At 64.6% G+C, this 22,098-nt stretch carries 20 protein-coding genes; 11 read left to right on the forward strand and 9 right to left on the reverse strand.

Going from position 1 to position 22,098, the window contains the following annotated elements; translation table 11 throughout:
• The 7 genes from VI26_RS24870 to VI26_RS18800 form a co-directional block, all read left to right on the forward strand.
• Positions 1-1,320 (forward strand): hypothetical protein (locus tag VI26_RS24870; protein WP_048411288.1); only part of this gene is annotated, 1,320 nt, incomplete at its 5' end.
• Positions 1,321-1,525: 205 nt separating this feature from the next.
• Complete coding sequence (locus VI26_RS18765; RefSeq protein ID WP_048411289.1) at positions 1,526-2,932, forward strand: hypothetical protein; 1,407 nt, start codon at positions 1,526-1,528, stop codon at positions 2,930-2,932.
• A 603-nt stretch (positions 2,933-3,535) separates the two neighbouring features.
• Entirely contained in the window at positions 3,536-3,859 is a 324-nt protein-coding gene (locus VI26_RS18775) for a hypothetical protein (protein ID WP_048411291.1), read from the forward strand.
• Positions 3,860-4,020: 161 nt separating this feature from the next.
• Positions 4,021-5,457 (forward strand): LamG-like jellyroll fold domain-containing protein, encoded by a 1,437-nt coding sequence (locus tag VI26_RS23395; RefSeq protein WP_053074516.1) that lies wholly within the window; start codon positions 4,021-4,023, stop codon positions 5,455-5,457.
• 10 nt (positions 5,458-5,467) lie between these two features.
• A complete protein-coding gene (locus VI26_RS18790) occupies positions 5,468-6,052 on the forward strand; it encodes a tail assembly chaperone (RefSeq protein WP_053074517.1) in 585 nt (194 codons plus the stop codon).
• A gap of 253 nt (positions 6,053-6,305) precedes the next feature.
• Positions 6,306-7,283 carry a phage tail protein gene (locus VI26_RS23400; RefSeq protein WP_231581055.1) on the forward strand — a complete coding sequence of 326 codons (978 nt, stop codon included), beginning with the start codon at positions 6,306-6,308 and terminating at the stop codon, positions 7,281-7,283.
• A 10-nt stretch (positions 7,284-7,293) separates the two neighbouring features.
• Positions 7,294-7,878 (forward strand): tail assembly chaperone, encoded by a 585-nt coding sequence (locus tag VI26_RS18800; protein ID WP_048411292.1) that lies wholly within the window; start codon positions 7,294-7,296, stop codon positions 7,876-7,878.
• Between the two features lie 66 nt (positions 7,879-7,944).
• Here the strand turns inward: VI26_RS18800 and VI26_RS18805 are convergent, their stop codons facing one another.
• The 3 genes from VI26_RS18805 to VI26_RS18815 all read right to left on the reverse strand — a co-directional run bounded on the left by VI26_RS18805 (position 7,945) and on the right by VI26_RS18815 (position 10,624).
• Entirely contained in the window at positions 7,945-8,592 is a 648-nt protein-coding gene (locus VI26_RS18805; protein ID WP_048411293.1) for an alanyl-tRNA editing protein, read from the reverse strand.
• Positions 8,589-9,041: a GNAT family N-acetyltransferase gene (locus VI26_RS18810; protein ID WP_048411294.1), complete on the reverse strand. Its 453-nt coding sequence runs from the start codon at positions 9,039-9,041 to the stop codon at positions 8,589-8,591. Before VI26_RS18810 ends, VI26_RS18805 begins: the two co-directional genes overlap by 4 nt.
• 98 nt (positions 9,042-9,139) lie before the next feature.
• Entirely contained in the window at positions 9,140-10,624 is a 1,485-nt protein-coding gene (locus tag VI26_RS18815; RefSeq protein WP_048411295.1) for a C69 family dipeptidase, read from the reverse strand.
• A gap of 302 nt (positions 10,625-10,926) precedes the next feature.
• Between VI26_RS18815 and VI26_RS18820 the strand changes: the two genes are divergently transcribed.
• Entirely contained in the window at positions 10,927-11,226 is a 300-nt protein-coding gene (locus VI26_RS18820; protein WP_048411296.1) for a superinfection immunity protein, read from the forward strand.
• 247 nt (positions 11,227-11,473) lie between these two features.
• Positions 11,474-12,667, forward strand: coding sequence for an amino acid aminotransferase (locus VI26_RS18825; protein WP_048411297.1), 1,194 nt, complete (start codon positions 11,474-11,476; stop codon positions 12,665-12,667).
• A 131-nt stretch (positions 12,668-12,798) separates the two neighbouring features.
• Here the strand turns inward: VI26_RS18825 and VI26_RS18830 are convergent, their stop codons facing one another.
• A complete protein-coding gene (locus tag VI26_RS18830) occupies positions 12,799-13,626 on the reverse strand; it encodes a LysR family transcriptional regulator (RefSeq protein ID WP_048411298.1) in 828 nt (275 codons plus the stop codon).
• A 115-nt stretch (positions 13,627-13,741) separates the two neighbouring features.
• On the opposite strand from VI26_RS18830, the gene VI26_RS18835 reads away from it, so the two are divergent.
• A complete protein-coding gene (locus tag VI26_RS18835) occupies positions 13,742-14,464 on the forward strand; it encodes an SDR family oxidoreductase (RefSeq protein WP_048411299.1) in 723 nt (240 codons plus the stop codon).
• A gap of 155 nt (positions 14,465-14,619) precedes the next feature.
• On the opposite strand, the gene VI26_RS18840 is transcribed toward VI26_RS18835, so the two are convergent.
• The 4 genes from VI26_RS18840 to VI26_RS18855 form a co-directional block, all read right to left on the reverse strand.
• A complete protein-coding gene (locus tag VI26_RS18840; protein WP_048411300.1) occupies positions 14,620-15,384 on the reverse strand; it encodes a DeoR/GlpR family DNA-binding transcription regulator in 765 nt (254 codons plus the stop codon).
• Between the two features lie 58 nt (positions 15,385-15,442).
• A complete protein-coding gene (locus VI26_RS18845; protein WP_369799215.1) occupies positions 15,443-16,714 on the reverse strand; it encodes an NAD(P)/FAD-dependent oxidoreductase in 1,272 nt (423 codons plus the stop codon).
• A complete protein-coding gene (locus VI26_RS18850) occupies positions 16,644-18,032 on the reverse strand; it encodes an aminopeptidase P family protein (RefSeq protein ID WP_048411301.1) in 1,389 nt (462 codons plus the stop codon). The genes VI26_RS18845 and VI26_RS18850 overlap by 71 nt, the downstream gene beginning before the upstream one ends.
• 103 nt (positions 18,033-18,135) lie before the next feature.
• Positions 18,136-19,344: a benzoate/H(+) symporter BenE family transporter gene (locus VI26_RS18855; RefSeq protein ID WP_048411302.1), complete on the reverse strand. Its 1,209-nt coding sequence runs from the start codon at positions 19,342-19,344 to the stop codon at positions 18,136-18,138.
• 116 nt (positions 19,345-19,460) lie between these two features.
• Here VI26_RS18855 and VI26_RS18860 point away from each other — a divergent pair, with 116 nt between their 5' ends.
• A complete protein-coding gene (locus tag VI26_RS18860; protein ID WP_048411303.1) occupies positions 19,461-20,894 on the forward strand; it encodes a PLP-dependent aminotransferase family protein in 1,434 nt (477 codons plus the stop codon).
• A 64-nt stretch (positions 20,895-20,958) separates the two neighbouring features.
• Here the strand turns inward: VI26_RS18860 and aroG are convergent, their stop codons facing one another.
• On the reverse strand, positions 20,959-22,020 hold the full coding sequence (aroG, locus tag VI26_RS18865; RefSeq protein WP_048411304.1) for a 3-deoxy-7-phosphoheptulonate synthase AroG: 1,062 nt from the start codon (positions 22,018-22,020) through the stop codon (positions 20,959-20,961).
• Positions 22,021-22,098 lie beyond the last annotated feature (78 nt).

Here is a 22,098-nt window from a genome sequence, read left to right on the forward strand (position 1 = left end):
GGCGCCGACTGGCTGAACAATGTGCAGTCCGCCGTCATCGCCAACCAGGAAGAACTGCTGAACGTGGTCAAGAGCAGCGGCCAGAGCGCCAACCCGGCGCGCAAGGACCAATTGCTGCAGGCGGTGCAGCAGATCGCCTGGGGGAGCGCCAGCAGGCCGACCACGCTGGCCGGTTACGGCATCACCGATGCGATGAAGACCGACGACTGGGGAATAAACGGCTACAAGGAGCTGAAAGTGGGCCCCGGCCGCGAGTTCGCCGACATCGTCAGCGCCTGGAACAGCCTCAACGGCAAAACCCTGAAGACCGACGTGCTGATCAAGGTGGATGACGGTCAATACAGCACCTCCAGCATCTGGTTGGGCAACCAGCCCTTCGCCAACCGCATCCGCATCCGCGGCAATATCGCCAATCCCGCCGCCTGCCAAATCCGCTTCACTGCCGATGTCAACAAGACCAGTCACGGCGTCATTTTCTCCAATGCCCGCGGCGTGGAGTTCTCCGGTTTCCACCTGATCGGCGAGGCCGCCGAGGGCAACTGGACTCACCGCTGCCTGCATATCGGCGAAGGCTCCTGGGTCTGGGGCGCGGAAGCTTCCTTGATCCTGGAAGGCGCGGCCAATGGCCTGCAAGTGGAGCAGGGCTCGCGTTTCGTTTGCAGCAAGCTGAAGATCAATAAGGTCAAGGAATGGGGCGCCGCTGTCGGCGGCGGTTCTCACTGCGAGCTGCACAACTTGAACATTGTCGGCGAGGGTAAGAACTATCTAACCAAGGTGCCATTGCGCCTGGATATCAACGACCGCAGTATCAATCCGCACGGGATAGTATGCGCGGACACCAGCCGAGCTTGGGTAACCGAGGGGCGTGTTACCGGGGTGCGAACTGGTTTTGCCTGCGCCCGCAACGCCTATCTCTGGTGTGATGGCAGCGTGGCGGAGCAATCTGCGGTCGGCTTCGAGGCTCACTCCGGTGGCATCGTTTGGAATCATGGTTCCGGACCGGTGCCGTCTTTGCCGCAGGGACGGCGCGGCAAGGCCTACAATTGCGAGGTCGGTTTTCAGGCGGTTTGGTCCGGTATCGTGTATGCGCCGATGGCCATTGCCGAAGGTTGCAATAGCGGCTTTAGAGCGATTTGCAATGCCACGACGATAGCTAATAGCGGCTGGGCCAAGAACTGCCAGGTTGGTTTTGACGCCTACAACGCCAGCTATCTGGAGGCCTACGACACCAGGGCCGCTTCCACCGGCTGCCCAACGGTGTATTCGCCGGGCGGCAGCGGCGTGGCGGGCAATGCCAACGGCGTGATCAACTTCAGCTAAAGCCGGCAGGCTTCAACGCAGCCGCATCCTTTCCGGATGCGGCTTTTTTGTGCGTGTTAGTGATTCTAAAAATCCGAACGGCATACTGACATCCGTCCGCTGCCGGCCCCGCCGCGTTTCCAGCAAAATCGCCTCTAGTTGCTTCAGTCACGACACCTGTCACCGGCCTTGGCCGATTTTTTTCTTTGCCGCGGGAGGCGATTCCATGCAAGAACCACTCAAGCCCATCAACACACCGGACGCCTTGTTTCACGACGGCAATCCCACCTCCGGCGCGCTTGGCACCGTAGTTGGCGCCGACTGGCTGAACAATGTCCAGTCCGCCGTCATCGCCAACCAGGAAGAACTGCTGAGCGTGGTCAAGAGCAGCGGCCAGAACGCCGATCCGGCGCGCAAGGACCAATTGCTGCAGGCGGTGAAGCAGATCGCCTGGGGCGGCGCCAGCAAGCCGACCACGTTGGCTGGCTACGGCATCACCGATGCGATGAAGACTGACGACTGGGGAATAAACGGCTACAAGGAGCTGAAAGTGGGGCCGGGCCGCGAGTTCGCCGACATCGCCAGCGCCTGGAACAGCCTCAACGGCAAGATCTTGCCGACCGATGTGCTGATCAAGGTGGATGACGGCCAATACACCTCCACCGGCATCGCCCTGGGCAATCAGCCCTTCGCCAACCGCATCCGCATCCGCGGCAATGTCTCCAACCCGGCCGCCTGCCAGATCCGTTTCGTGGCCGGCGCCGATAAAAACAGCCACGGCGTGGTATTCACCCATGCTCGCGGCGTCGAGTTCTCCGGCTTCCACCTGATCGGCGAAGCCACCGAAAACAACTGGACCCACCGTTGCCTGTATCTTGGCGAAGGCTCCCAGGTATGGAGCGCGGAGAACTCCTTGGTACTGGAGGGCGCTTTTGCCGGGCTGTATCTGGACCATGGCTCGCGTTTCAGCTGCAGCAAGCTCAGAATCAACAAGGTCAAGGAATGGGCGGTGGTGGTCAGCAGCGGCTCCCATTGCGAGCTGAGCTATTTGAGCGTGGCGGGCGATGGCAAGAATACCCAGATCAAGGTGCCGCTGCGCTTGGACGCCAACGAGCGCATTGCCAAACCGGCGGGCGTGCTGAGCCAGGACACCAGCCGTGTCTGGGCGGCCGAAGGGCGCGTGAGCGGCGCTCAGTACGGCTTCCTCAGCACCCGCAACGCCTATATCTGGTGTGATGGCAGCGTGGTGGAACAATCCGTTATTGGCTACGAGGCCTCCGCCGGCGGCGTGATCTGGAACCATGGTTCCAACCCGGTGGCGACCATGCCGCAGGGGCGGCGCGGCAAGGCGCTCAATTGCGATGTCGGCTTCCAGGCCACTTGGGGAGGCTTGTTCTACGCGCCGATGGCCACCGCGGAAGGCTGCAATAACGGCTTCAGATCCTTGTATGGCTCCACCATGGTGGTCAACGGCGGCTGGGCCAAGAACTGCTCGGTTGGCTTTGACGCGCATAAATCCAGCTATCTGGAAGCCTATGATAGCCAGGCCAATTCCACGGGTTGTCCGCAGCCGTATTTGCCGGCAGGCAATGGCGTGCCGGGTAACTACAACGGCGTGGTCTGCTTTAGCTAAGCAGCTGTTTACGATCTCGCGAGCCAAGGTGTTGTGGCTGAGAAAGCGGAATGTGCAGGTGGTACATGAGCATTTCGAAGACATACTCACCGTGTGAGGTCTCACGACGCGTAGCAGATCGTAAGGTAAACAGGTGCTAAGCCCGACGCGCCCAGGCCAAGCCGCGCCCCCACCCGGGCGCGGCTTTTTGCGTGTCATCCCCGGTCCGGTGCGCTAAAACATCGGATTTTGCGCTAATCTCCACCGCCCGGCCCGCCGCCGCCTTGACGCTGGGCCTAGCCCCCCTTACATTCGCCCTTGCGCTGTGACAATCCACAGCCGCGGGACTGGGAGGTCCTATTTCAGCAGAGTAGCAATCGCTAGCCAGCGATTCGCTACGTCCATGCGTCTGCCGCAAACAGGGCAGGCCATGGCGCTGAGTCCCCGCAAGGGGGCTGCCGTGTCTGCTGCGGTCCTCCCACTTTGTCATGAGCCTGCCCACGCCTTCCGCGCGTGCCGCGCAGGCATCCTTAAGCAGATGTTTGTGGAGGCCATAATGAATATATTGAGTTTCTGCCGGCAGCACCCCTGCAATTCCCACGCCGTGAGCAAGGAGGACCTGCTATGAGCGCCAAAGCCAAGCTGGAACCCTCGCTGCTGCAGCAATTGCACCTGCAGATCAAGCAGCTGCGCGCTGTCAGCGCCGGCCATGAAGGCTGCGACGCCATTGCCGAAAACCTGGAGCAGCATTACCTCCAGGCCGACGCCGGCCTGACCCGCGGCATCGTCCATGTCCACGCCGCCAATCAGAGCCTGCACGCGATGATGACGTTGCTGCTGAACTGCCAGGAAGACCAGCAAGTCAACTGCGAGCAGATGGTGGCCTTGCTGGAACCGATCCGCCAGGAACTGCAGGCCGGTTTCAGGCAAATCTCCGAAGTGATGTAAACCGAACCATGCCGCGGCCACCCGGCCGCGGCATGACGGCCACTGACATCCGTCCGCTGCCGCCCGCGCGGCGCTTCCCGCACAATCGTCTCCAATCATTTCAGTAACGACACCTGTCATCGGCCTGTGGCCGATTCTTCATTTCCGCGGGAGGCGATTCCATGCAAGAAGCACTCAAGCCCATCAACACGCCGGACACCTTGTTCCACGACGGCAACCCCACCACCGGCGAGCTGGGCACCATCGTCAGCGCCGATTGGCTGAACAACCTGCAGCAGGCGACGCGTTCCACCCAGGAGGAGCTGATCGCGCTGATCAAGGACAGCGGCCAGGTGCTGGACGCCAACCGCAAGGACCAATTGCTGCAGGCGGTGAAAAAAATGGCCTGGGGCGGTGACAGCAAGCCGACCACGCTGGCGGGGTACGGGATTACCGATGGAGCGACCACGGGCCAGCTTAGAGCAGCGGCGCCGGCGGGAGAGGTCGCGTATTTCGCCATGCCGGTAGCGCCCGAGGGTTGGTTGAGAGCTAACGGCACTCAAGTGTTGCAAAGTACTTATCCGGGGCTTTTCAGCGCCATCGGACATCGCTTTGCTCCGATCAAGAGCGATGTGCAAGCGATGCTGCGTCTGGACGAGTTGGAAAAGTTGGCGGATTGCGCCTGGGGTTCTGCGGTTTCTACGTTTGGCGGGGCAGGGATGTCGACGGAGCAGGCCAAGTTTGGGACGCAAAGCCTGAAGACATTGGAAAACGGTGGTTACGCCAGCATGCCGCTGGCCGAGGCGTTCAACCCCAACGAGTTCACCATAGAAGGATGGCATTTTCCAAACTTCACCGGCACCGGCAATAGCAACGGTTATCAGGCGGCATGGATCATCTCCATGAATCAATCCAAAACCTGGGGAGAAATAACGATTAGCTGTGATAAGGCGAGCAAGGCCCCGGTGATATGGCTGGCAGGTGCTGAGCCTGGGTTCATTGTCGAGGCTTCTGCAGGGACTCCCGGCATATTTTCCACTTCGCGTTGGTATCACATCGCTTTTTGCTATGACGGACAAAGTTATCGTTTGTATGTCGATGGTGTTTTGACCTGGAGCTTATCCAGCACGCGGCGGGTTTTCATCGCGGATAGCACCCTCTTGTTTGGTGTGGATGGTTGCGCTCCAGGACTATCCGGCTCTTCTTCCGGCTATTACCAGGACTGGAAAGTCAGCAAAAAAAATCTTTATGCACAGCCATTCTCGCCGCCTACTGCGCTTGCGGCGTATAGAGCGGAGGCCAATCCCGGCAAATTCTATTTGCCTAACTTAAATGGCCAATTTTTGCGGGGATGGGGCGATGAACGTGGTGTTGATGGTGGGCGTTCATTTGGGGGTGCGCAATTAGGCAGTGTAGAGGCCCATAGGCACCCCAGTCTGGAATGGAGTGGAATGAGCTTCTTGGTGAATGACATAGGCCAAGGAGACTTAATTCAAGGCACTCACTTCACCGGTTATAGCCCGACCAAATATGCCGGTAGAGTTAACGTAACCGGTGTGACGGGAGGTTCTGAGACTCGCCCTCGCAACATTGCCCTGCTCGCCTGCATCAAATACTAAGGAGACCGCCATGCAAGAACGCACGCAGAAAACCGTCTACGCCTACCATCCGGAATCCGGTGAGTATCTGGGCACCACCACCGCGGACCTGTCGCCGCTGGATGTTGAGGAAACCTGGCTGGTTCCGGCCAACGCCACCGAGCAGCAGCCGCCGCAGGCGGTGGATAAGCAAGTGGCGGTCTACCGCGATGGCGGTTGGCAGCTGGCGGAGGATTTCCGTGTGCTCAAGCTGTGGAGCAAGGCCAGCGCGCAGCCGGTGACGGCAAAAATCGGCGATACGCCGGACAGTCTGCAAGCCACCGAACTGGAGCCGCCGGCCTTCGCGCTGTGGAACAAGACGGCCTGGAAAGTGGATGCCGACGCAGAGCGCGCGGCGCTGACGGCGCAGGCGCAGCAGGAGCTGCAGCAGCGCTTGGCCACGGCTTATGCTCAACGCCGGCCTTTGGAGGATGCGCAGGAGCTGGGGCTGGCGACGGCACAGGAGCAAGGCTTGCTGAGTGCGTGGAAGCGTTACTGCGTCGAGCTGTCGCGTTTGCCGCAGCTGGCCGCGTGGCCGCAGCTGGCGGAGGCGGATTGGCCTGTGGCACCGGTCTAAACATTGAGTTTCATGCGTCAGCAAAACGGCGGCTTCGGTCGCCGTTTTGCTTTGTGGCTGGGCTCCAAGTTACTGACATCCGTCCACTGCTGACGCGCGTCGCTAAACGGCAAAATAACGGTATTGATTCACTAGCGAAGCAGGTCAGCGGGTGGTGTGCTAATCACCCGTCCGGCCCGAAGCCCGCCCCAAGCCGCCAGCCCGGCCAGCGGGCCAACCCTGTAAATGGAGCGAGAGCGCGATGCAAAACACCATGAAGCCGATCAACAGCCCGGACGGCCTGTTCCACGACGGCAACCCCTACACCGGCGAACTGGGCACGGTGGTGACCTCGGAGTGGCTGAACAATGTCCAGTCCGCCGCCCAGTCCAGCCAGGATGAGCTGTTGACGGTGATCCGCGACAGCGGCCAGAGCGCCGACCCGGCGCGCAAGGACCAGTTGCTGCAAGCGTTGAAGAAGCTGGCCTGGGGCGGCGACAGCAAGCCGACCACGCTGGCCGGCTATGGCATCAGCGATGCCTTGCCGCTGAGCGGCGGCAAGATGAATGGCCGGGTGGATTTCCAACCCAATTCCCGTTTCTTGGCGGAAGGCGGCAAGGAAGGCGGCCAACTGCAATTGCAAGCGCCGCAAAGCGATAGCAAGCTGAACGACGTCAATATCGATGTCTGGGGCAACCAGTTCCGCGTGTTCAACAATGATGGTGTCAAGGCGCGTGGTTTTTACGTGGACCTGACCCAATGCGAGGACGGCCCAACCACCAATTTGCTGACCATGTCCGGCGCGCCGGGCATGGTAGGCCACTTCGCAACGCCTTACACGCCGCCAGGCTGGCTGAAATGCGATGGTTCTCCGGTCAGCCGCAGCACTTACCCCGGCTTGTTTGCGGTGATCGGAACCATTTATGGCGCAGGGGATGGCTCGACGACGTTCAATCTGCCTGATTTGCGCGGGGAGTTTGTGCGAGGGTGGGATGATGGGGGCAACGTTGATCCGGGCCGTGCGCTGGGAAGCGCGCAGGTCGGGATTGTCGGGCCTCATGTCCACACAATCATACGCCCAAACGATGGAGGTGCATTGGCGCTTACTCCTGGCTCGGGCGGTGGCGCCTGGGCATACGGCAGAGTGATGTTGTCATCTGATCAAATGACACTCGTAACGGGCGCAAACAGTGGCATTGGCGTTGAAACTCGTCCCCGCAACGTAGCCCTGCTCGCCTGCATCAAATACTAAGGAGACCGCCATGCAAGAACGCAAACAGAAAACCGTCTACGCCTACCATCCGGAATCCGGCGAGTATCTGGGCACCACCACCGCGGACCTGTCGCCGCTGGACCTTGAAGAAACCTGGTTGATTCCGGCCAACGCCACCGAGCAGCAGCCGCCGCAGGCGGCGGATAAGCAAGTGGCGGTCTACCGCGATGGCGGTTGGCAGCTGGCGGAGGATTTTCGCGCGCTCAAGTTGTGGAGCAAGGCCAGCGCGCAGCCGGTGACGGCGAAAATCGGCGATACGCCGGATAGCCTGCAAGCCACCGAGCTGGAGCCGCCGGCCTTCGCGCTGTGGAACAAGACGGCCTGGAAAGTGGATGCCGACGCAGAGCGCGCGGCGCTGACGGCGCAGGCGCAGCAGGAGCTGCAGCAGCGCTTGGCCACGGCTTATGCTCAACGCCGGCCTTTGGAGGATGCGCAGGAGCTGGGGCTGGCGACGGCACAGGAGCAAGGCTTGCTGAGTGCGTGGAAGCGTTACTGCGTTGAGCTGTCGCGGCTGCCGCAGCAGGCGGTGTGGCCGCAGCTGGCCGAGGCGGACTGGCCGAAACTGCCGGCCTGAGGGTTTGCAGTAAAACGCCGTTTCACGTGAAACCCCAACCGCGCCGTGTACTCCGGCGCGGTTTTCTTATGGCCGCGCCAGTGTGATCTCCACCCTTTCCTTGCCCTGGCCCACGTTCTTGCGTTTGAGCTTGAGTTCTCCCACTTCGCCGCTGCGGCACAAATGGGTGCCGCCGCAGGGCACGCGGTAGAGGCCGGGCAGTTCCCAGTAGCGGCGCTGGTTTTGTTCGTCGGAATAGGCGCTGACGATGGCGAGATCGGCGTCTATCAGCGCCTGCACCTTGGCGGCGATGGCGGGCAATAGCGGGGTGATGGGCCGCGCCAGCGCAAAATCGATGCGCGCCTTGTCCTCGGCGATGTGAGCGCCTATTTTTTCCGCGTCGGGAAGTTCGCGGCAAATGGTTTCCAGCACCAGTTCCGCGGCGAAGTGCAGCCGCATCAGCCGGTAGCGGCGTGGCCAGTCTATCGCCACCGTTACCGCGTTGCCGGCATCAAGGCCATGGTCGTCCGTCAGGGTGTAGGCGATGTCCTGGTCCTGTTTTTCCGCGAGCAACACCGGGCAGCCGCCTATGCTGCCGCTATCGCTTTCCTGGCCGCCGGAGAAGGCGTAGAAGACGGTGGCGTCCAGCCAGACCCGCGGGCCTTCCACCCGCGCCACCGTGGTGCGCAGCTCGGTCTGGTAGGGATCGGTCCAGAACTGCTTGCGCACGCTCATGCCACGCTCCCGGCATCCGCCGCCAACCGCTGGTAGACCTCGGCGTCCAGCTTTTCCATCAACCGTTCCGGCCGCGACAGCGCGCCGAAGCCGAATTGCGTGTACAGGCCGTGGGCGTCGGCGGTGGCCAGCAGCAGGCGGCGCAGGTTTTGCAGGCCGGGATGGGCGTTGACCGCCGCCATCAATTGCTTGGACACACCCTGGCCGCGCCAGGCGTCGACCACGAAGACATCGGCCAGATAGCCGAAGGTGGCGTAGTCGGTGATCACGCGGGCGAAGCCGATCTGCTCGCCGTCGGCGGCGTAGGCGCCGAAGCATAGCGAATTGGCGAGCGAGCGCTCGAAGATGTCGCGCGGCAGTTGACGTGCCCAGTAGGACTGTTCAGACAGGTAGCGATAGATGCGTTCGCGGTCCAGCCGCGCGGGATCGGTGTCGATGTGGAGGGTCATGGCGCGGCCAGCCGGGCGAGGGGAATGCCATAAAGATAACACGCCCGGGCTGGCGGGAGCGGCCGGGTTTGCCGGGGCCGCTCCTGGCTGCTAGCTACTTATAGGTTTTTGATTTTTTCCAGCTCCTCCGGGCTGTATTTCTTCTCGCTGGCCTTGGTCAGGTCGGTGAGCAGGCCGGCGTGCACGTCGCGCGCCGATTGCACCGCGCTCAGCATATTGCCGCCGCTCCACTGGCCGGCGAAGCCGATCGCGGTTTGCGGCTGGCTGGCGTAGAGGCTGGCCAGCATCGCGTCCACCGCCGGCTGTTGGCCCTGGAACTGCCGTTCCAACCGCGCCTGCCATTGCGCCAGCACCGGCAGATACTTGTCCGGCTTGGCCTGGGCCAGTGTGGCGTTGGCGCGGAAGGCCCAGTAGGCGGAGCCGCTCTCGTAAGTGGCGGCGCCGGCGCGCAGCGGCGCGGGGATGTCCTTCATCGCGTTTTCATACATCGGCACCAGCACCGCGCCGGCCGGGCTGCCGAAGGATTGCCAGGTCAGCGCCGCCAGTTCCTTGGGCAGGCCGGCGCGCAGTTGGATGACATGGGTTTCTATGGTGCGGTCCACGCCCATCGGCCGGTCCGCGTCCTTCAGCTTGGCCAGCGCGGTGCCGTGGAAGGTGGCGCGCAGCACCTTGGCCACATCGGCCACCGCGATCTTGTGTTCCGGCTTCAGCGTCAGCGGGTATTGCGCCTGCCGCGTGGCCTGGCGCAGCCCTGGGTTCAGCAGATGCTGGCCCAGCCATTCGCGGTCCACATTGTATTTGTCGCCGGTGACGCCGAAGGCCTGGGCGAAGTTGAAGCGCTTGGCGTCCACCTTGGCTAGCAGCTGGTGTTTGGCGGTGAATTCGGCCAGGCCGGGGCTGGCGATCACATTGGCGCGGTCGGCGAGGTCGATGTCGTGCAGCCGCAGGCCGTTGGCCACCATCAAATAGCTGTCCTGCGGCACGCGATAGGCCAGCCAGTGGTGGCCGGAGCCGATTTCCATGTACCAGGCTTCGTTCGGATCGGCGATCAGCACGCCGTTGCCTTCGCCGGCGCCGTATTGCTTGATATAGCGGCCCAGCAGTTCCACGCCTTCGCGCGCGGTCTTGGCCTGCGGCAGGATCAGCGAGGGGATCACCGCCTCCACCACGCCGCTGTCCAGCAGCGGATCCGCTTTCTTGGCGCGGGCGTTGATTTCCGCGCTATTGGTGGCGGATACCGCCACATTGAATTCGTTGACGCCGCGTTCCTCGTACAGGCCGTCGCCGCCGGCGCTGTCGCCGTTCCAGTCCATCAGGCCGCTGTAGCGGTAGAACTGCGCCGGAGCCGGCACTTTCAGGCCGTTCTTGAAGCTCAGCATTTCATCCTTGGCCGCCGCGCGCGCCGGGTGCAGCACCAGGCGCTTGTTCCAGTTATTGATGTAATAATCTTCGTTGCGGGCGATGATGATGGAGCCATCGGCGGAGGCCTGTTTGCCGACGATCAGCGATGAGCAGGCGTCGGCGAGCGGGGCGGCCAGCGCAAGGGCGGTGGCCAGGGCAAGCAGGGTAGGGCGCGGCGTCATGATGCATTCCTCTTCTCAGAGCGGTCAGTCGCGGTGCGAGACGGCTCATGTTGGCCGCGCGCTAAGCGTGCGGCGGTTTGGCGGTGAGGGCAAGCAGATTGTAGGCAGATGGTTCGCATTAGTTGAAATGGGAATCCCATGCTTGGATGATGCATGTCAATCTTGCGCTGTTTGGTAAAAATGTGGCGCAAACTGTCTGATTTAAGCGATTGCTTTTGCCATCTTGGCGCAAGCCTGATTAAGCTTGGCATTTCATTGTCGCGGCGCTGATGGCGCGGCGACGGCGGGAACGGATGAAAGATATGAAGATTTTGACTATGGTGCGCAAGCTCTGTTTCACGGTGCTGGCCGCCGCGCTGGCGCTGTGGGCTTATGGCGCTTACAGCGGCGAGCCGCAGTGGCAGCAATGGGCGATGTACCTGGGCAATGCGCTGGCGCTGGGCAGCGCTTACCTGGTGCCCACGCTGACCGCGGCGCTGGTGGGCAGCCCGCGGCTGAAGCTGGTGGCGGCGCTGAATGTGCTGGGCGGCTGGCTGATCCTGCCGTGGATCGCGGCGATGTTGTTGGCGCTGAAGCGCGACGATCTGGCGGCCGGGTCCTGAACCTATCTGGCACAATGGCTTGTCTTCACCGCCCCGGCAGAGGGCGGCGTAAGAACCTGCTTACGATCTGCTGCGCGTCGGCGGAATAGTTAGACAAGGGCGTTGAAACCCGCTTCGAAATGCTCATGTACCAACCGTACATTCCGCTTTCTCAGCCGCAACGCCTTGTCTCGCCTTAGCTCGCGAGATCATAAACACGTTCTAAATGGTTGCACGAGGCGATACCACACTACTCAAGGAGAAACGCATGTTTCAGCACGTCGACGCCTATGCCGGCGATCCCATCCTGTCGCTGGTCGACGCCTTCGGCAAGGACCCGCGTGGCGACAAGGTCAATCTCAGCATCGGCCTGTATTACGACGAGCAGGGCCGCATTCCGCGCCTGAACGCGGTACGGCAAGCCGAGGCCAAGCTGGCGGCCTTGCCGACGCCGCCTTGCACCTATCTGCCGATGGACGGCCTGCCGGCCTACCGCAAGGCGGTGCAGGAGCTGCTGTTCGGCGCGGAGCATCCGGCGCTGGCCGCAGGCCGCGTCGCAACCATCCAGACCCTGGGCGGCTCCGGCGCGCTGAAAGTGGGCGCGGATTTCCTCAAGCGCTATTTCCCCGATGCCCAGGTGTGGGTCAGCGATCCGACCTGGGATAACCACGTGGCCATCTTCGAAGGCGCCGGCATCGCGGTGAACCGCTATCCCTATTTCGATGCGCAAACCCGCGGCGTGAACTTCGCCGCGATGCTGGACACGCTGGAAACGCTGCCGGCCGGCAGCATCCTGCTGCTGCATCCGTGTTGCCACAACCCCACCGGCTCGGACCTGGACAATGCGCAGTGGGATCAGGTGGTGGCGCTGGCCAAGCGCAAGCAGTTGATTCCGTTCCTGGACATCGCCTACCAGGGCTTCGGCGCCGGGCTGGAGGAGGACGCCTACGCCATCCGCGCGATGGCCGACGCCGGCTTGTCTTTCCTGATCAGCAATTCCTTCTCCAAGATCTTCTCGCTGTACGGCGAGCGCTGCGGCGGGCTGTCGGTGGTATGCCCGAGCCAGGCCGAAGCTGAACTGGTGTTGGGCCAGCTCAAGGCCACGGTGCGCCGCAACTACTCCAACCCGCCCACCACCGGCGCGCGCTTGATCGCCACGGTATTGGGCGACGCCGAGCTGAAAGCGTTGTGGGTGTCCGAGGTGAACGAGATGCGCGGCCGCATTCTGGAAATGCGCGGCATTCTGGTGGAAGTGCTGAAGCAGGCGCTGCCGGAGCAGGACTTCGCCTATCTGGTCCATCAGCGCGGCATGTTCAGCTATACCGGCTTCAGCCAGGCGCAGGTGGACGCCTTGCGCGAGCGTTTCGGCGTCTATCTGGTGGGCACCGGCCGCATGTGCGTGGCCGGTTTGACCCGCGCCAATGCGCCTTATGTGGCCAAGGCTTTCGCCGCGGTGCAGTAAGACCAAGCGCGGCTGACAAAACCGCGGATGCCGTGTTGCGCCGGCTTGCCGTACTCAAGGCACTGCCGACGTCGGCGCGCCTTGCCTCAGCCGTAAAACTGAGTTTTGTCAGCCGCTCTTAAAACAGGTTCTCAGCCGGCGGCCAGGCCTTGCTTCAAACGGGCCAGCGCCGGCTTGGCCAAGGCGTCCGGCGCGTAGCACAGGCCGACGCGGCGGCTGAGTTCCGCCTGTTCCAGCCGCACGCAGCGCAGCTCGGGGTGGTCCTTGGCCAGTCCCCGCGGGATGAAGGCGATGCCGGCGCCGGCGGCGGCCAGCGTCGCCGCCTGGTTCAAGGTGGCGCAGCGCGCCGCCACCGCCAGTTCCCGCGCCGCCGCGCCCAGCAGGCTGGCGAAGCGCTGGTGCGAGGAGTGTTCCGGGCAGGCAATCAGATCCTGGCCCAGCAATTGCGCCGGCCGCAGCCATGGCTGTGCCGCCAGCGGCGCGTCGGCGCGCATCGCCAGCACATAATCTTCTTCCCACAGCGGCAGGAACAACTCGTCCTCGCAGCGCCTGGCGTCTTCGTCCAGCCGCGCGTCGCCGGCGCAGCCCGCCGCCAGTTCCAACAGCAAGCCATCCACCGCGCGGTAGGCCGCCGTCAGCACGCGCGCCACGTCGGCCTGGCCCAGGTCCGCGGCCACGCCCAGCGTCAGCGGCAGGCAGTCCTGCCGGCCGCGAAACAACTGCTTCAGTCCCTCCGCTTCCTCCACCAGCCGGCGCGCTTCCGGGTAGAGCAGGCGCGCGGCGTCGGTGACGTCCACTCCGCGCGGCTGGCGCTGGAACAGTTCGGCACCCAGCTCTTGTTCCAGTTGCCGGATGGTGGCGGACAGCGCAGGCTGGCTCAGGTAGAGACGCGCCGAGGCCTGGGTGATGTTGCGTTCTTCGAACACGGCGATGAAGGCTTTGAGCGAGCGGATATCCATAAATTAAACCGATGGCAGCAAGTGGAATAAACGATTTTTCGCGGAATCGTCAGCGGATTATAGTGCTGCTCAAGGATTTGATATCAGTTATTTCTATTGCTAAAGGAGAAGTCCCATGACTAAAGCCCTCATCGTGATCACCGGCGCCAGTTCCGGCATCGGCGCCGCCACCGCCCGTTTGTTGTCGCAACAAGGCCATCCGCTCTTGCTATTGGCGCGCCGGGTGGAGCGCCTGGAAGCGCTGGCCTTGCCCAATGCCTTGTGCCGCGCGGTGGACGTGACCGACCGCGCCCAGCTGGCCGCCGCGGTGGCGGAAGCGGAAGGCCGCTTCGGGCCGGTGGACGCCATCGTCAACAACGCCGGCGTGATGCTGCTGGGCCAGATGGCCGAGCAGGCGCCGGAAGAGTGGAAAACCATGTTCGACGTCAATGTGCACGGCTTGCTCAACGGCATCCACGCGGTGCTGGGCGGCATGGTGGAGCGCAAGCGCGGCACGGTGATCAATATCAGTTCGGTGGCCGGGCGCAAGACCTTCCCCAACCATGTGGCCTATTGCGGCACCAAGTTCGCGGTGCACGCGATGTCGGAGAATCTGCGCGAGGAAGTGGCGGATCACGGCGTGCGGGTGGTGACGATAGCGCCGGGCGCGGTGGACACCGAGCTGCTGTCGCATACCAGCAGCGAGGCGATCAAGGCCGGCTACGAAGCCTGGAAACAGGAAATGGGCGGGGTGCTGGCGGCCGAGGATGTGGCCAGCGCCATCGTCTACGCCTACCAGCAGCCGCAGAATGTGTGCATTCGCGAGATCGTGCTAGCGGCGACGCGGCAGCAGCCTTAAGAACCTGTTTACGATCTGCTGCGAGTCGGCGATACGGCGTTGAAACCAAGCTCAAAATGCTCATGTACCAGGTGTACATTCCGCTTTTTCGCTCGTTTTCGCCTTGTCTCGCTCTTGCTCGCGAGATCGTAAACAGGTTCTAAGAGGACTGACTGTCAGTCCGCCACGTACAACTGAGTCTCCGCCTCCCGCATCAGCTCGACGACGGCGGGCGGCGGCGGCTGGTCGGTGAACAGCGCGTCTATCTGCGACAGATGGCCCAGTTCCACCAGCGCCGGGCGGTCGAACTTGCTGTGGTCGGCGGCCAGGAACACGTGGCGCGACTGCTGGATGATGGCCTCGGCGCTGCGCACCTCGCGGTAGTCGTAATCGCGCAGCGTGCCGTCCAGCTCGATGCTGGAAATGCCGATGATGCCGTAATCGACGCGGAACTGGCGGATCAGCTGCACCGTGGCTTCGCCGGTGATGCCACGGTCGCGTTTGCGCAGCATGCCGCCCAGCACGATGACTTCGCAGTCCGGGTAGTCGCACATGGTGTCCGCCACGTGCAGATTATTGGTGATCACCCGCAGGCCGCGGTGCTGGTGCAGCGCCTTGGCCACTTCCTCGGTGGTGGTGCCCAGATTGATGAACAGCGAGGCGTTGTCCGGGATGTGGCGCGCCAGGCATTCGGCGATGCGGCGCTTTTCGTCTATGCACAGCACTTGCCGCGCCTGGTAGGCGACGTTCTCCACGCTGGACAGCACGCTGGCGCCGCCGTGATAGCGTTGCAGCAACTGGTGCTCGGCCAGCAGCGCGATGTCGCGGCGTATGGTCTGCCGGGTGACGGAGAAATGTTCGGCCAGCTTTTCCACGCTGACATAGCTGTCGCGTTTGACCAGGGCCAGCAGTTCCTGCTGGCGTTGATTCAGAATGAGCATAGACGGCAAGGCGGCGGGTTGGGACGGTTCGATTGTAAGCGGACAACTCGTCCCGGCGCTATGCCGTCAGCGTTGCCGCCGCGTATTCGGCCAGCGCCAGGCTGGCGGTGAGGCCGGGGGATTCGATGCCGTAGAGCTGAAGCAAGCCGGGCACGCCGTGCTGCGCCGGGCCCTGGATCAGGAAATCCGCGTCCGGCGCGCCGGGGCCGGCGATCTTGGGGCGGATGCCGGCATAGGCCGGCGCCAGCGCCTGTTCCGGCAGCGCCGGCCACCAGCGGCGGATGCCGGCGTGGAAGCGCTCGGCGCGTGCCGGGTCCACCCGGTAGTCGATTGCGTCCACCCATTCCAGGTCCGGGCCGAAGCGTGCCTGGCCGGCCAGGTCCAGCGTCAGATGCGTGCCCAGGCCGCCGGCCTCGGGCAGCGGGTAGATCAAGTGCTGGAACGGCGAGCGGCCTTGCAGCGCGAAGTAAACGCCGCGCGCGTAATAGGGCGTGGGAATGGTTTCACGTGGAACCCCGGCAATGCTGGCAGCGACTCGCGGCGCCGATGCGCCGGCGGCGTTGACCACGCAACGCGCGCGCAGCCGCAGGCCGGCAATGTCCAGTTCCAGCCCAGCGTCGCCGACGCGGCCGCCGCTCAGCGGCGAGTTCAGCGCCAGCGTCGCGCCGTGGGCTTCGGCGTCGGCCAATAAGGCCAGCATCAGGCCGTGGCTGTCTATTATGCCGGTGGACGGCGACAACAGCGCGGCGCGGGCGTACACGGCTGGCTCCAGCGCCCGGAGCTGTTCCGCGTCCAGCCAGCACAGATCGTCGACGCCGTTGGCGGCGGCGCGCTGTTGCAAGGCTTGCAGCCGCGGCAGTTCGGCTTCGTTTGCGGCGACGATCAGTTTGCCGCAGCGGCGGTGGGCAATCGCGCGCTGCAGGCAGTAGTCGTACAGCCGCTGGCGGCCGGCCACGCATAGCCGCGCTTTCAGGCTGCCGGGCGGATAGTAGAGCCCGGCGTGGATCACTTCGCTGTTGCGGCTGGACGCATGTTGGCCGATGGCGCTTTCCGCTTCGACGATGACGACTTCGCGGCCGGCCATCGCCAGCTGCCGCGCCATGGCCAGGCCGATCACTCCGGCGCCTATCACCAGGCATTCAACTTGTTCCATCATCGCTCCCCTTGGCTCAGTCGTCAGATGGTGCGCCCTGGCCCGCGCGGCGTCCATATGGAAAAAGCCGCCCGTGGGCGGCTTTGAACCGGCGTGGCGGCTGGACTCAGCCGGCCATCGCGGCTTCGACTTCTTCCACCGTCTTGGGAATCGGCGCGCCCAGCACGCGGCTGCCATCGGCGGTGATCAAGACATTGTCCTCGATGCGGATGCCGCCGAAGTCCTGGTATTCGCGGAATGTGTCGTAGTTGATGTACTGGCTATGGCGGCCTTCGGCGGCCCAGGCTTCGATCAGCGCCGGGATGAAGTACATGCCGGGTTCCACCGTCACCACCATGCCGGCCAGCAGCGGCTTGCCCAGGCGCAGGTAGCCCAGGCCGAACAGCGGGCTGCGCTCGGTGTCCGCGCCATAGCCCACCAGGTCTTCGCCCAGGCCTTCCATATCGTGCACGTCCATGCCGATCTGATGGCCGAGGCCGTGTGGGAAGGCGATGGCGTAGGCGCCGGATTCGACGATGGCGTTGGCGTCGCCGCGGAAGAAGCCCAGCGCGCTCATTCTTTCCACCATCAGCCGCGCCGACAGCTTGTGCACGTCCAGATAGCGCACGCCCGGCTTCATCGCCTCGATGGCGGCCAGCTGCATGTCCAGCACGATGTTGTACAGTTCGCGCTGGCGCGGGCTGAACTTGCCGCCCACCGGGAAGGTGCGAGTGATGTCGCTGGCGTAGCCGCCGCCGGAGGTACAGCCGGTGTCGTTCAGCGCCAGGTCGCCGCTTTCCAGGCGGTTGTCGTGGTGATGGTTGTGCAGCACTTCGCCGCGGCGGGAGAAGATGGACGGGTAGGCCAGCTGCCAGTCACGGCGGCGCATGATGCCTTCCATCTCGCCCACCACCTCGTATTCCATCACGCCGGGCTTGGCGTGGCGCATCGCGGCGATGTGCATGTCGCGGGTCACCGCCAGCGCGGCTTCCATTTCGGCGATTTCCTCATCGCCCTTGATTTCGCGCAGCGCCACCACGGCATGGGTCAGCGGCGCGGAGAAGCCGTCCTTGACCTGGGCCGGGTGAACGTCCAGCAGGCGGCCCATTTCGATCAGGGTTTCGCCGCGGTACGGCGCCAGGTAGTGCACGGCGCGGCCGGCGGCGCGCGCGGCGCTCAGCGCGGCGGCCAGGTCGGCGTAGCCGCGGCTGTGTGTCAGGCCGGCCAGCGCGGCGCGTTCAGCCAGGCTGGGCAGCGGGCCGGTCCAGACGATGTCGGCCACATCCGGATCGTTGCCGAACAAGGTCGCTTCGCCGCTGTCGGCGTCGATGAGGCCGGCCAGACCCGGCTCGTTCAGGCCGAAGAAATAACGGAAGCTGGAGTCCTGCACGAAGGGCAGGGTGTTGTCGTGGTAGTTCATCGGCGAATCGACATTGCCGACAAACAGCAGCAGGCCGGACAGGCCGGCCGCTTGCAGACGGGCGCGGCGTTGCGCGTATACGGTGGCAGCGAACATGGTTTCCTCGGGAGTGGGAAGGGGCCGCCCGGTGCTTGCCGTGCGGAATATTGTATCCAGTCCCTTAACTTATCATGCTGGCCGCCGCGCGGCCAGTGCCGGTTCAGCCGCGTTGGCGCGCGGCGTCGGCGCTGGCGGGCCGGGCCTTGGCCGGGCGCAGGATCAAGGCCACCGCGCCGCCGGCCAGCAAGGCCCACAGCGGCGCGCCCAGGCCGGCGATGCTGACGCCGGAAGCGGCCACCACGAAGGTGATCAGCGCCGCCTCGCGGCGGCTTTCATCGCCCAGCGCCGCGCTCAGCGAGGACGCCAGGGTGCCGAACAGCGCCAGCCCGGCGGCGGTGGCGACCAGCGCCTTGGGCAGGGTCAGGATCAGGCTGGCCAGCGCGCCGCCGGCCACGCCCAGCGCCAGGTAGAGCAGGCCGCAGATCACGCCGGCCACGTAGCGGCGCTTGGGATCGGGGTGGGTTTCCGGCCCGGTGCAGATGGCGGCGGTGATCGCCGCCAGCACCACGCCGTGGCCGCCGAAGGGCGCGGTCAGCATGGACACCGCGCCCAGCAGCGATACCGGCGAGCGCGCCGGGATGTGGTAGCCGGAAGACGACAGCACCGCCATGCCGGGCAGGAATTGCCCGGTCAGCGCCACCAGCGCCAGCGGCAGCGCCAGGTTGAAGAAGGCGCTCCACGACCATTGCGGCGCGGTGAACAAGGGGCCGCCGTCGCCGCCATGGGCCGGCAGCGGCTGGAACAGGCCTTGCGCCGCCGCCAGCAGCAGGCCAAGCAAGATGGCGGCCGGCAGCGCGTAGCGCGGGAAGAAGCGGCGGCCGATGAAGAACAGCGCGGCCATGCTCACCACCAACAGCGGATCGTGGCTGGCGGCGCCGGCCAGCTCCGCGACGAAGCGGAACAGGATGCCGGCCAGCATCGCCGCCGCCAGCGCGGCGGGGAATACCTTCATCAGCCGGTCGAACAGGCCGCTGACGCCCAGCAGGGTGACGATGGCGGCGGCCGCCAGGTAGGCGCCCACCGCTTCTCCATAAGGCACGCCGGGCAGGGCCGCCAGCAGCAGCGCCGCGCCGGGGGTGCTCCAGGCGGTGATCACCGGCGCTTTCCAGCGCCAGGACAGCCACAGGCCGGCCACGCCGGAGCCGATGGACACCGCCCAGATCCAGGAGCCGAGCTGGGCCGGGGACAGGCCGGCGGACTGGGCAGCGTGGACGATGATGAGGAAGGGGCCGGAGTAGCCGACCAATAAGGCCAGCACCGCGGCCAGCGCGGCGGAGGGCGACAGGTCGCGCCAGAAGGTGGACGGCATGATGCGCTTTCTTGCGATGAAAAGTAGCGCCCAGCCTAACGCAGGCACGGGTCCGCGCCTTCCCACAGCCGGCGCAAACAGTTTATGCTGCGCCCAATCTGTTCTATATAACAGCGATGACTGATTCCCTGTATCTACGTATTGCCGCCGAGATCGCGCAGCGGCTGGATAGCGGCGCTTATCCGCCCGGCAGCCGGCTGCCCTCGGTGCGGCGGCTGGCCGCCGAACACGACGTCAATGCGCTGACCGCGTTGGCGGCTTACCGCCACCTGGAGCGGCAGCAGCGCGTCAGCGCCCGTCCGCGCGCCGGCTTCTTCGCCGCGCTGCCCAGCCGCGCGCAATGGGCGAGCGCCGCCGCCAGCGGCGTGCCGTCGGCGGCGACCCTGGTGCGGGTGGACAGCCGCATGTCGCAATTGATCGAGTGGTCCGGCCTGGACATCGGCACCCAGTTGCACATGGCCGAAGCGCATGGCGGCATGTATCCGGCGGCGGCGCTGGCGCGCCGGCTGCAGCAGGCCTTGAGCGGCCGGCCGGAGTTGATCGGCGCCTATCTGCCGCGCGAGGAGCAGGCGCGGCTGAACCGGCTGGTGTGCGAGCTGGCGGCGCAGTGGCAGCTGGCGCTGGAACCGGACGCCATCCTGTTCACCCATGGCATCACCGAGGCGATCAGCCTGTCGCTGCGCTTGCTGACCCGGCCCGGCGACACGGTGGCGGTGGAGACGCCGGTGTACTTCGGCTTGTTGCAGACGCTGGAGACGCTGGGCTTGAAGGCGCTGGAAATCCCGTGCACGCCGGACGCCGGCCTGTCGCTGGAAGCGCTGGAGTTCGCGCTGCGCCATGGTCCGGCGCCGCGCTGCCTGGTGACGGTGACCAATTTCCAGAACCCCACCGGCGCGCTGATGCCGGACGAGGCCAAGAAGCGGCTGCTGCAGCTGGCTTACCGTCACGGCCTGACCATCATCGAGGACGATGTGTTCGGCGAGCTTTACTTCGGCGAGCAGCATCCGACGCCGCTGAAAGCCTGGGACAGCCGCGGCGAGGTGATCTATTGTTCCTCGTTCACCAAGAGCTTCGCGCCCTCGTTCCGCCTGGGCTGGCTGTCCGGCGGCCGCCATCACGCGGCGCTGGCGCGCTTGAGCAATAGCAGCAGCCTGGTGAGCTCGGCGCTGTATCTGGCGGTGTTGGCGGATATGCTGGCCGATGGCGATTACGCGCGCTTCGCCGCCCAGTTGCGGCGGCAATTGGCGCGCCAGATGCGCCAGCTGGCGGAAGCGGTGCTGGCGGCCTTTCCCAAGGGCACGCGGCTGCGGCGGCCGCAGGGCGGGCTGCTGCTGTGGGTGGAATGTCCGGAAGGGCTGGACGCCGGCCGGCTGCTGGAGCGGGCGCTGGCCGAATCCATCAGCTTCGCGCCGGGGCTGGTGTTTTCCGCCGAGCCGCGCTTCGGCCATTGCCTGCGGCTGAACTTCGGCCAGCCGTGGTCGCCGGAACTGGAGCGGGCGATCCGCACGCTGGGGCGCTTGGCCGGCGAGCAATTGCGCGGCGGCGCCTGAAGCGCGCCGGAATGAAAAACGGCGGAGCCTGGCTCCGCCGTCATCTCCTGGCTGGCGCTGGATCTCAGTCCTTGCGCGCGCGGCGCGCCTTCACCGCGTTTGCCAGCGTGGTCAGCAGTTTTTCCGTGTCGTCCCAGCCGATGCAGGCGTCGGTGACGCTTTGGCCGTAGGTCAGCTCGCAGCCCGGTTTCAGGTCCTGGCGGCCTTCCACCAGGTGGCTTTCCACCATCACGCCGAAGATATTGGCGTTGCCGGCGGCCAATTGGCCGGCGATGTCGTCGGCCACTTCCATCTGGCGGCGGTAGTCCTTGCGGCTGTTGGCGTGGCTGAAGTCGACCATCAGCTTTTGCGGCAGGCCCACGGAGACCAGTTCCGCCGCCGCGGCGCTGACGTGCTCGGCCGAGTAATTGGGTTCCTTGCCGCCGCGCAGGATCACGTGGCAGTCGGGGTTGCCGCCGGTGGAGACGATGGCGGAGTGGCCGGTCTTGGTCACCGACAGGAAATGGTGGGGCACGCTGGAGGAGCGGATGGCGTCCACGGCGATCTTCAGATTGCCGTCGGTGCCGTTCTTGAAGCCCACCGGGCAGGACAGGCCGGAGGCCAGTTCGCGGTGCACCTGGCTTTCGGTGGTGCGCGCGCCGATGGCGCCCCAGCTGATCAGGTCGGCGAAGTACTGCGGCGTGATCATGTCCAGGAATTCGGTGGCCGCCGGCATGCCCATGTCGTTCAGGGTCAGCAGCAGGCGGCGCGCGATGCGCAGGCCGCTGTTGATGTCGAAGGATTCGTTCAGCAGCGGGTCGTTGATCAGGCCTTTCCAGCCGACGGTGGTGCGCGGTTTTTCAAAGTAGACGCGCATCACCACCACCAGCTCCTGCGACAGCTGCTCGCGCAGCGGCGCCAGTTTCTTGGCGTACTCGATGGCGGCTTCGGTATCGTGGATGGAGCAGGGGCCGATCACCACCAGCAGACGGTCGTCCTCGCCGCGCAACAGCGCGGAGATGTCGCGGCGGGTGGCGTAGATCACTTCCGAGGCGGCCTCGGTGATCGGCAGTTCGTACAGGTGGGCGATGGGCGGCAGCAGTTCCTTGATTTCGCGGATTCTGACGTCGTCGGTCTGGCGTTGCATAAAGCGTGTCCCTTGCTATTTCAGTTTTTGCATAGCAGCAAGATAACCGGATTCCACGACGCTAGACAAGCGGCCGGC

Origin of the sequence: Chromobacterium sp. LK1 (assembly GCF_001043555.1) — a bacterium.
GTDB classification, from domain to species: domain Bacteria; phylum Pseudomonadota; class Gammaproteobacteria; order Burkholderiales; family Chromobacteriaceae; genus Chromobacterium; species Chromobacterium aquaticum.

Coding starts and splice junctions, on each gene's coding strand:
- VI26_RS18815 (WP_048411295.1), bottom strand. CDS start 10,624: ATGACGCCGCGCCCTACCCTGCTTGCCCTGGCCACCGCCCTTGCGCTG.
- VI26_RS18840 (WP_048411300.1), bottom strand. CDS start 15,384: ATGCTCATTCTGAATCAACGCCAGCAGGAACTGCTGGCCCTGGTCAAA.
- VI26_RS18775 (WP_048411291.1), top strand. CDS start 3,536: ATGAGCGCCAAAGCCAAGCTGGAACCCTCGCTGCTGCAGCAATTGCAC.
- VI26_RS18855 (WP_048411302.1), bottom strand. CDS start 19,344: ATGCCGTCCACCTTCTGGCGCGACCTGTCGCCCTCCGCCGCGCTGGCC.
- VI26_RS18845 (WP_369799215.1), bottom strand. CDS start 16,714: ATGGCAGCCGCGTGCTGGGCGCGCCGATTCCCAAGACGGTGGAAGAAG.
- VI26_RS18765 (WP_048411289.1), top strand. CDS start 1,526: ATGCAAGAACCACTCAAGCCCATCAACACACCGGACGCCTTGTTTCAC.
- VI26_RS18825 (WP_048411297.1), top strand. CDS start 11,474: ATGTTTCAGCACGTCGACGCCTATGCCGGCGATCCCATCCTGTCGCTG.
- VI26_RS18830 (WP_048411298.1), bottom strand. CDS start 13,626: ATGGATATCCGCTCGCTCAAAGCCTTCATCGCCGTGTTCGAAGAACGC.
- VI26_RS18850 (WP_048411301.1), bottom strand. CDS start 18,032: ATGTTCGCTGCCACCGTATACGCGCAACGCCGCGCCCGTCTGCAAGCG.
- VI26_RS18820 (WP_048411296.1), top strand. CDS start 10,927: ATGAAGATTTTGACTATGGTGCGCAAGCTCTGTTTCACGGTGCTGGCC.
- VI26_RS23395 (WP_053074516.1), top strand. CDS start 4,021: ATGCAAGAAGCACTCAAGCCCATCAACACGCCGGACACCTTGTTCCAC.
- VI26_RS18810 (WP_048411294.1), bottom strand. CDS start 9,041: ATGACCCTCCACATCGACACCGATCCCGCGCGGCTGGACCGCGAACGC.
- VI26_RS18860 (WP_048411303.1), top strand. CDS start 19,461: ATGACTGATTCCCTGTATCTACGTATTGCCGCCGAGATCGCGCAGCGG.
- VI26_RS18805 (WP_048411293.1), bottom strand. CDS start 8,592: ATGAGCGTGCGCAAGCAGTTCTGGACCGATCCCTACCAGACCGAGCTG.
- aroG (WP_048411304.1), bottom strand. CDS start 22,020: ATGCAACGCCAGACCGACGACGTCAGAATCCGCGAAATCAAGGAACTG.
- VI26_RS18800 (WP_048411292.1), top strand. CDS start 7,294: ATGCAAGAACGCAAACAGAAAACCGTCTACGCCTACCATCCGGAATCC.
- VI26_RS18835 (WP_048411299.1), top strand. CDS start 13,742: ATGACTAAAGCCCTCATCGTGATCACCGGCGCCAGTTCCGGCATCGGC.
- VI26_RS23400 (WP_231581055.1), top strand. CDS start 6,306: ATGAAGCCGATCAACAGCCCGGACGGCCTGTTCCACGACGGCAACCCC.
- VI26_RS18790 (WP_053074517.1), top strand. CDS start 5,468: ATGCAAGAACGCACGCAGAAAACCGTCTACGCCTACCATCCGGAATCC.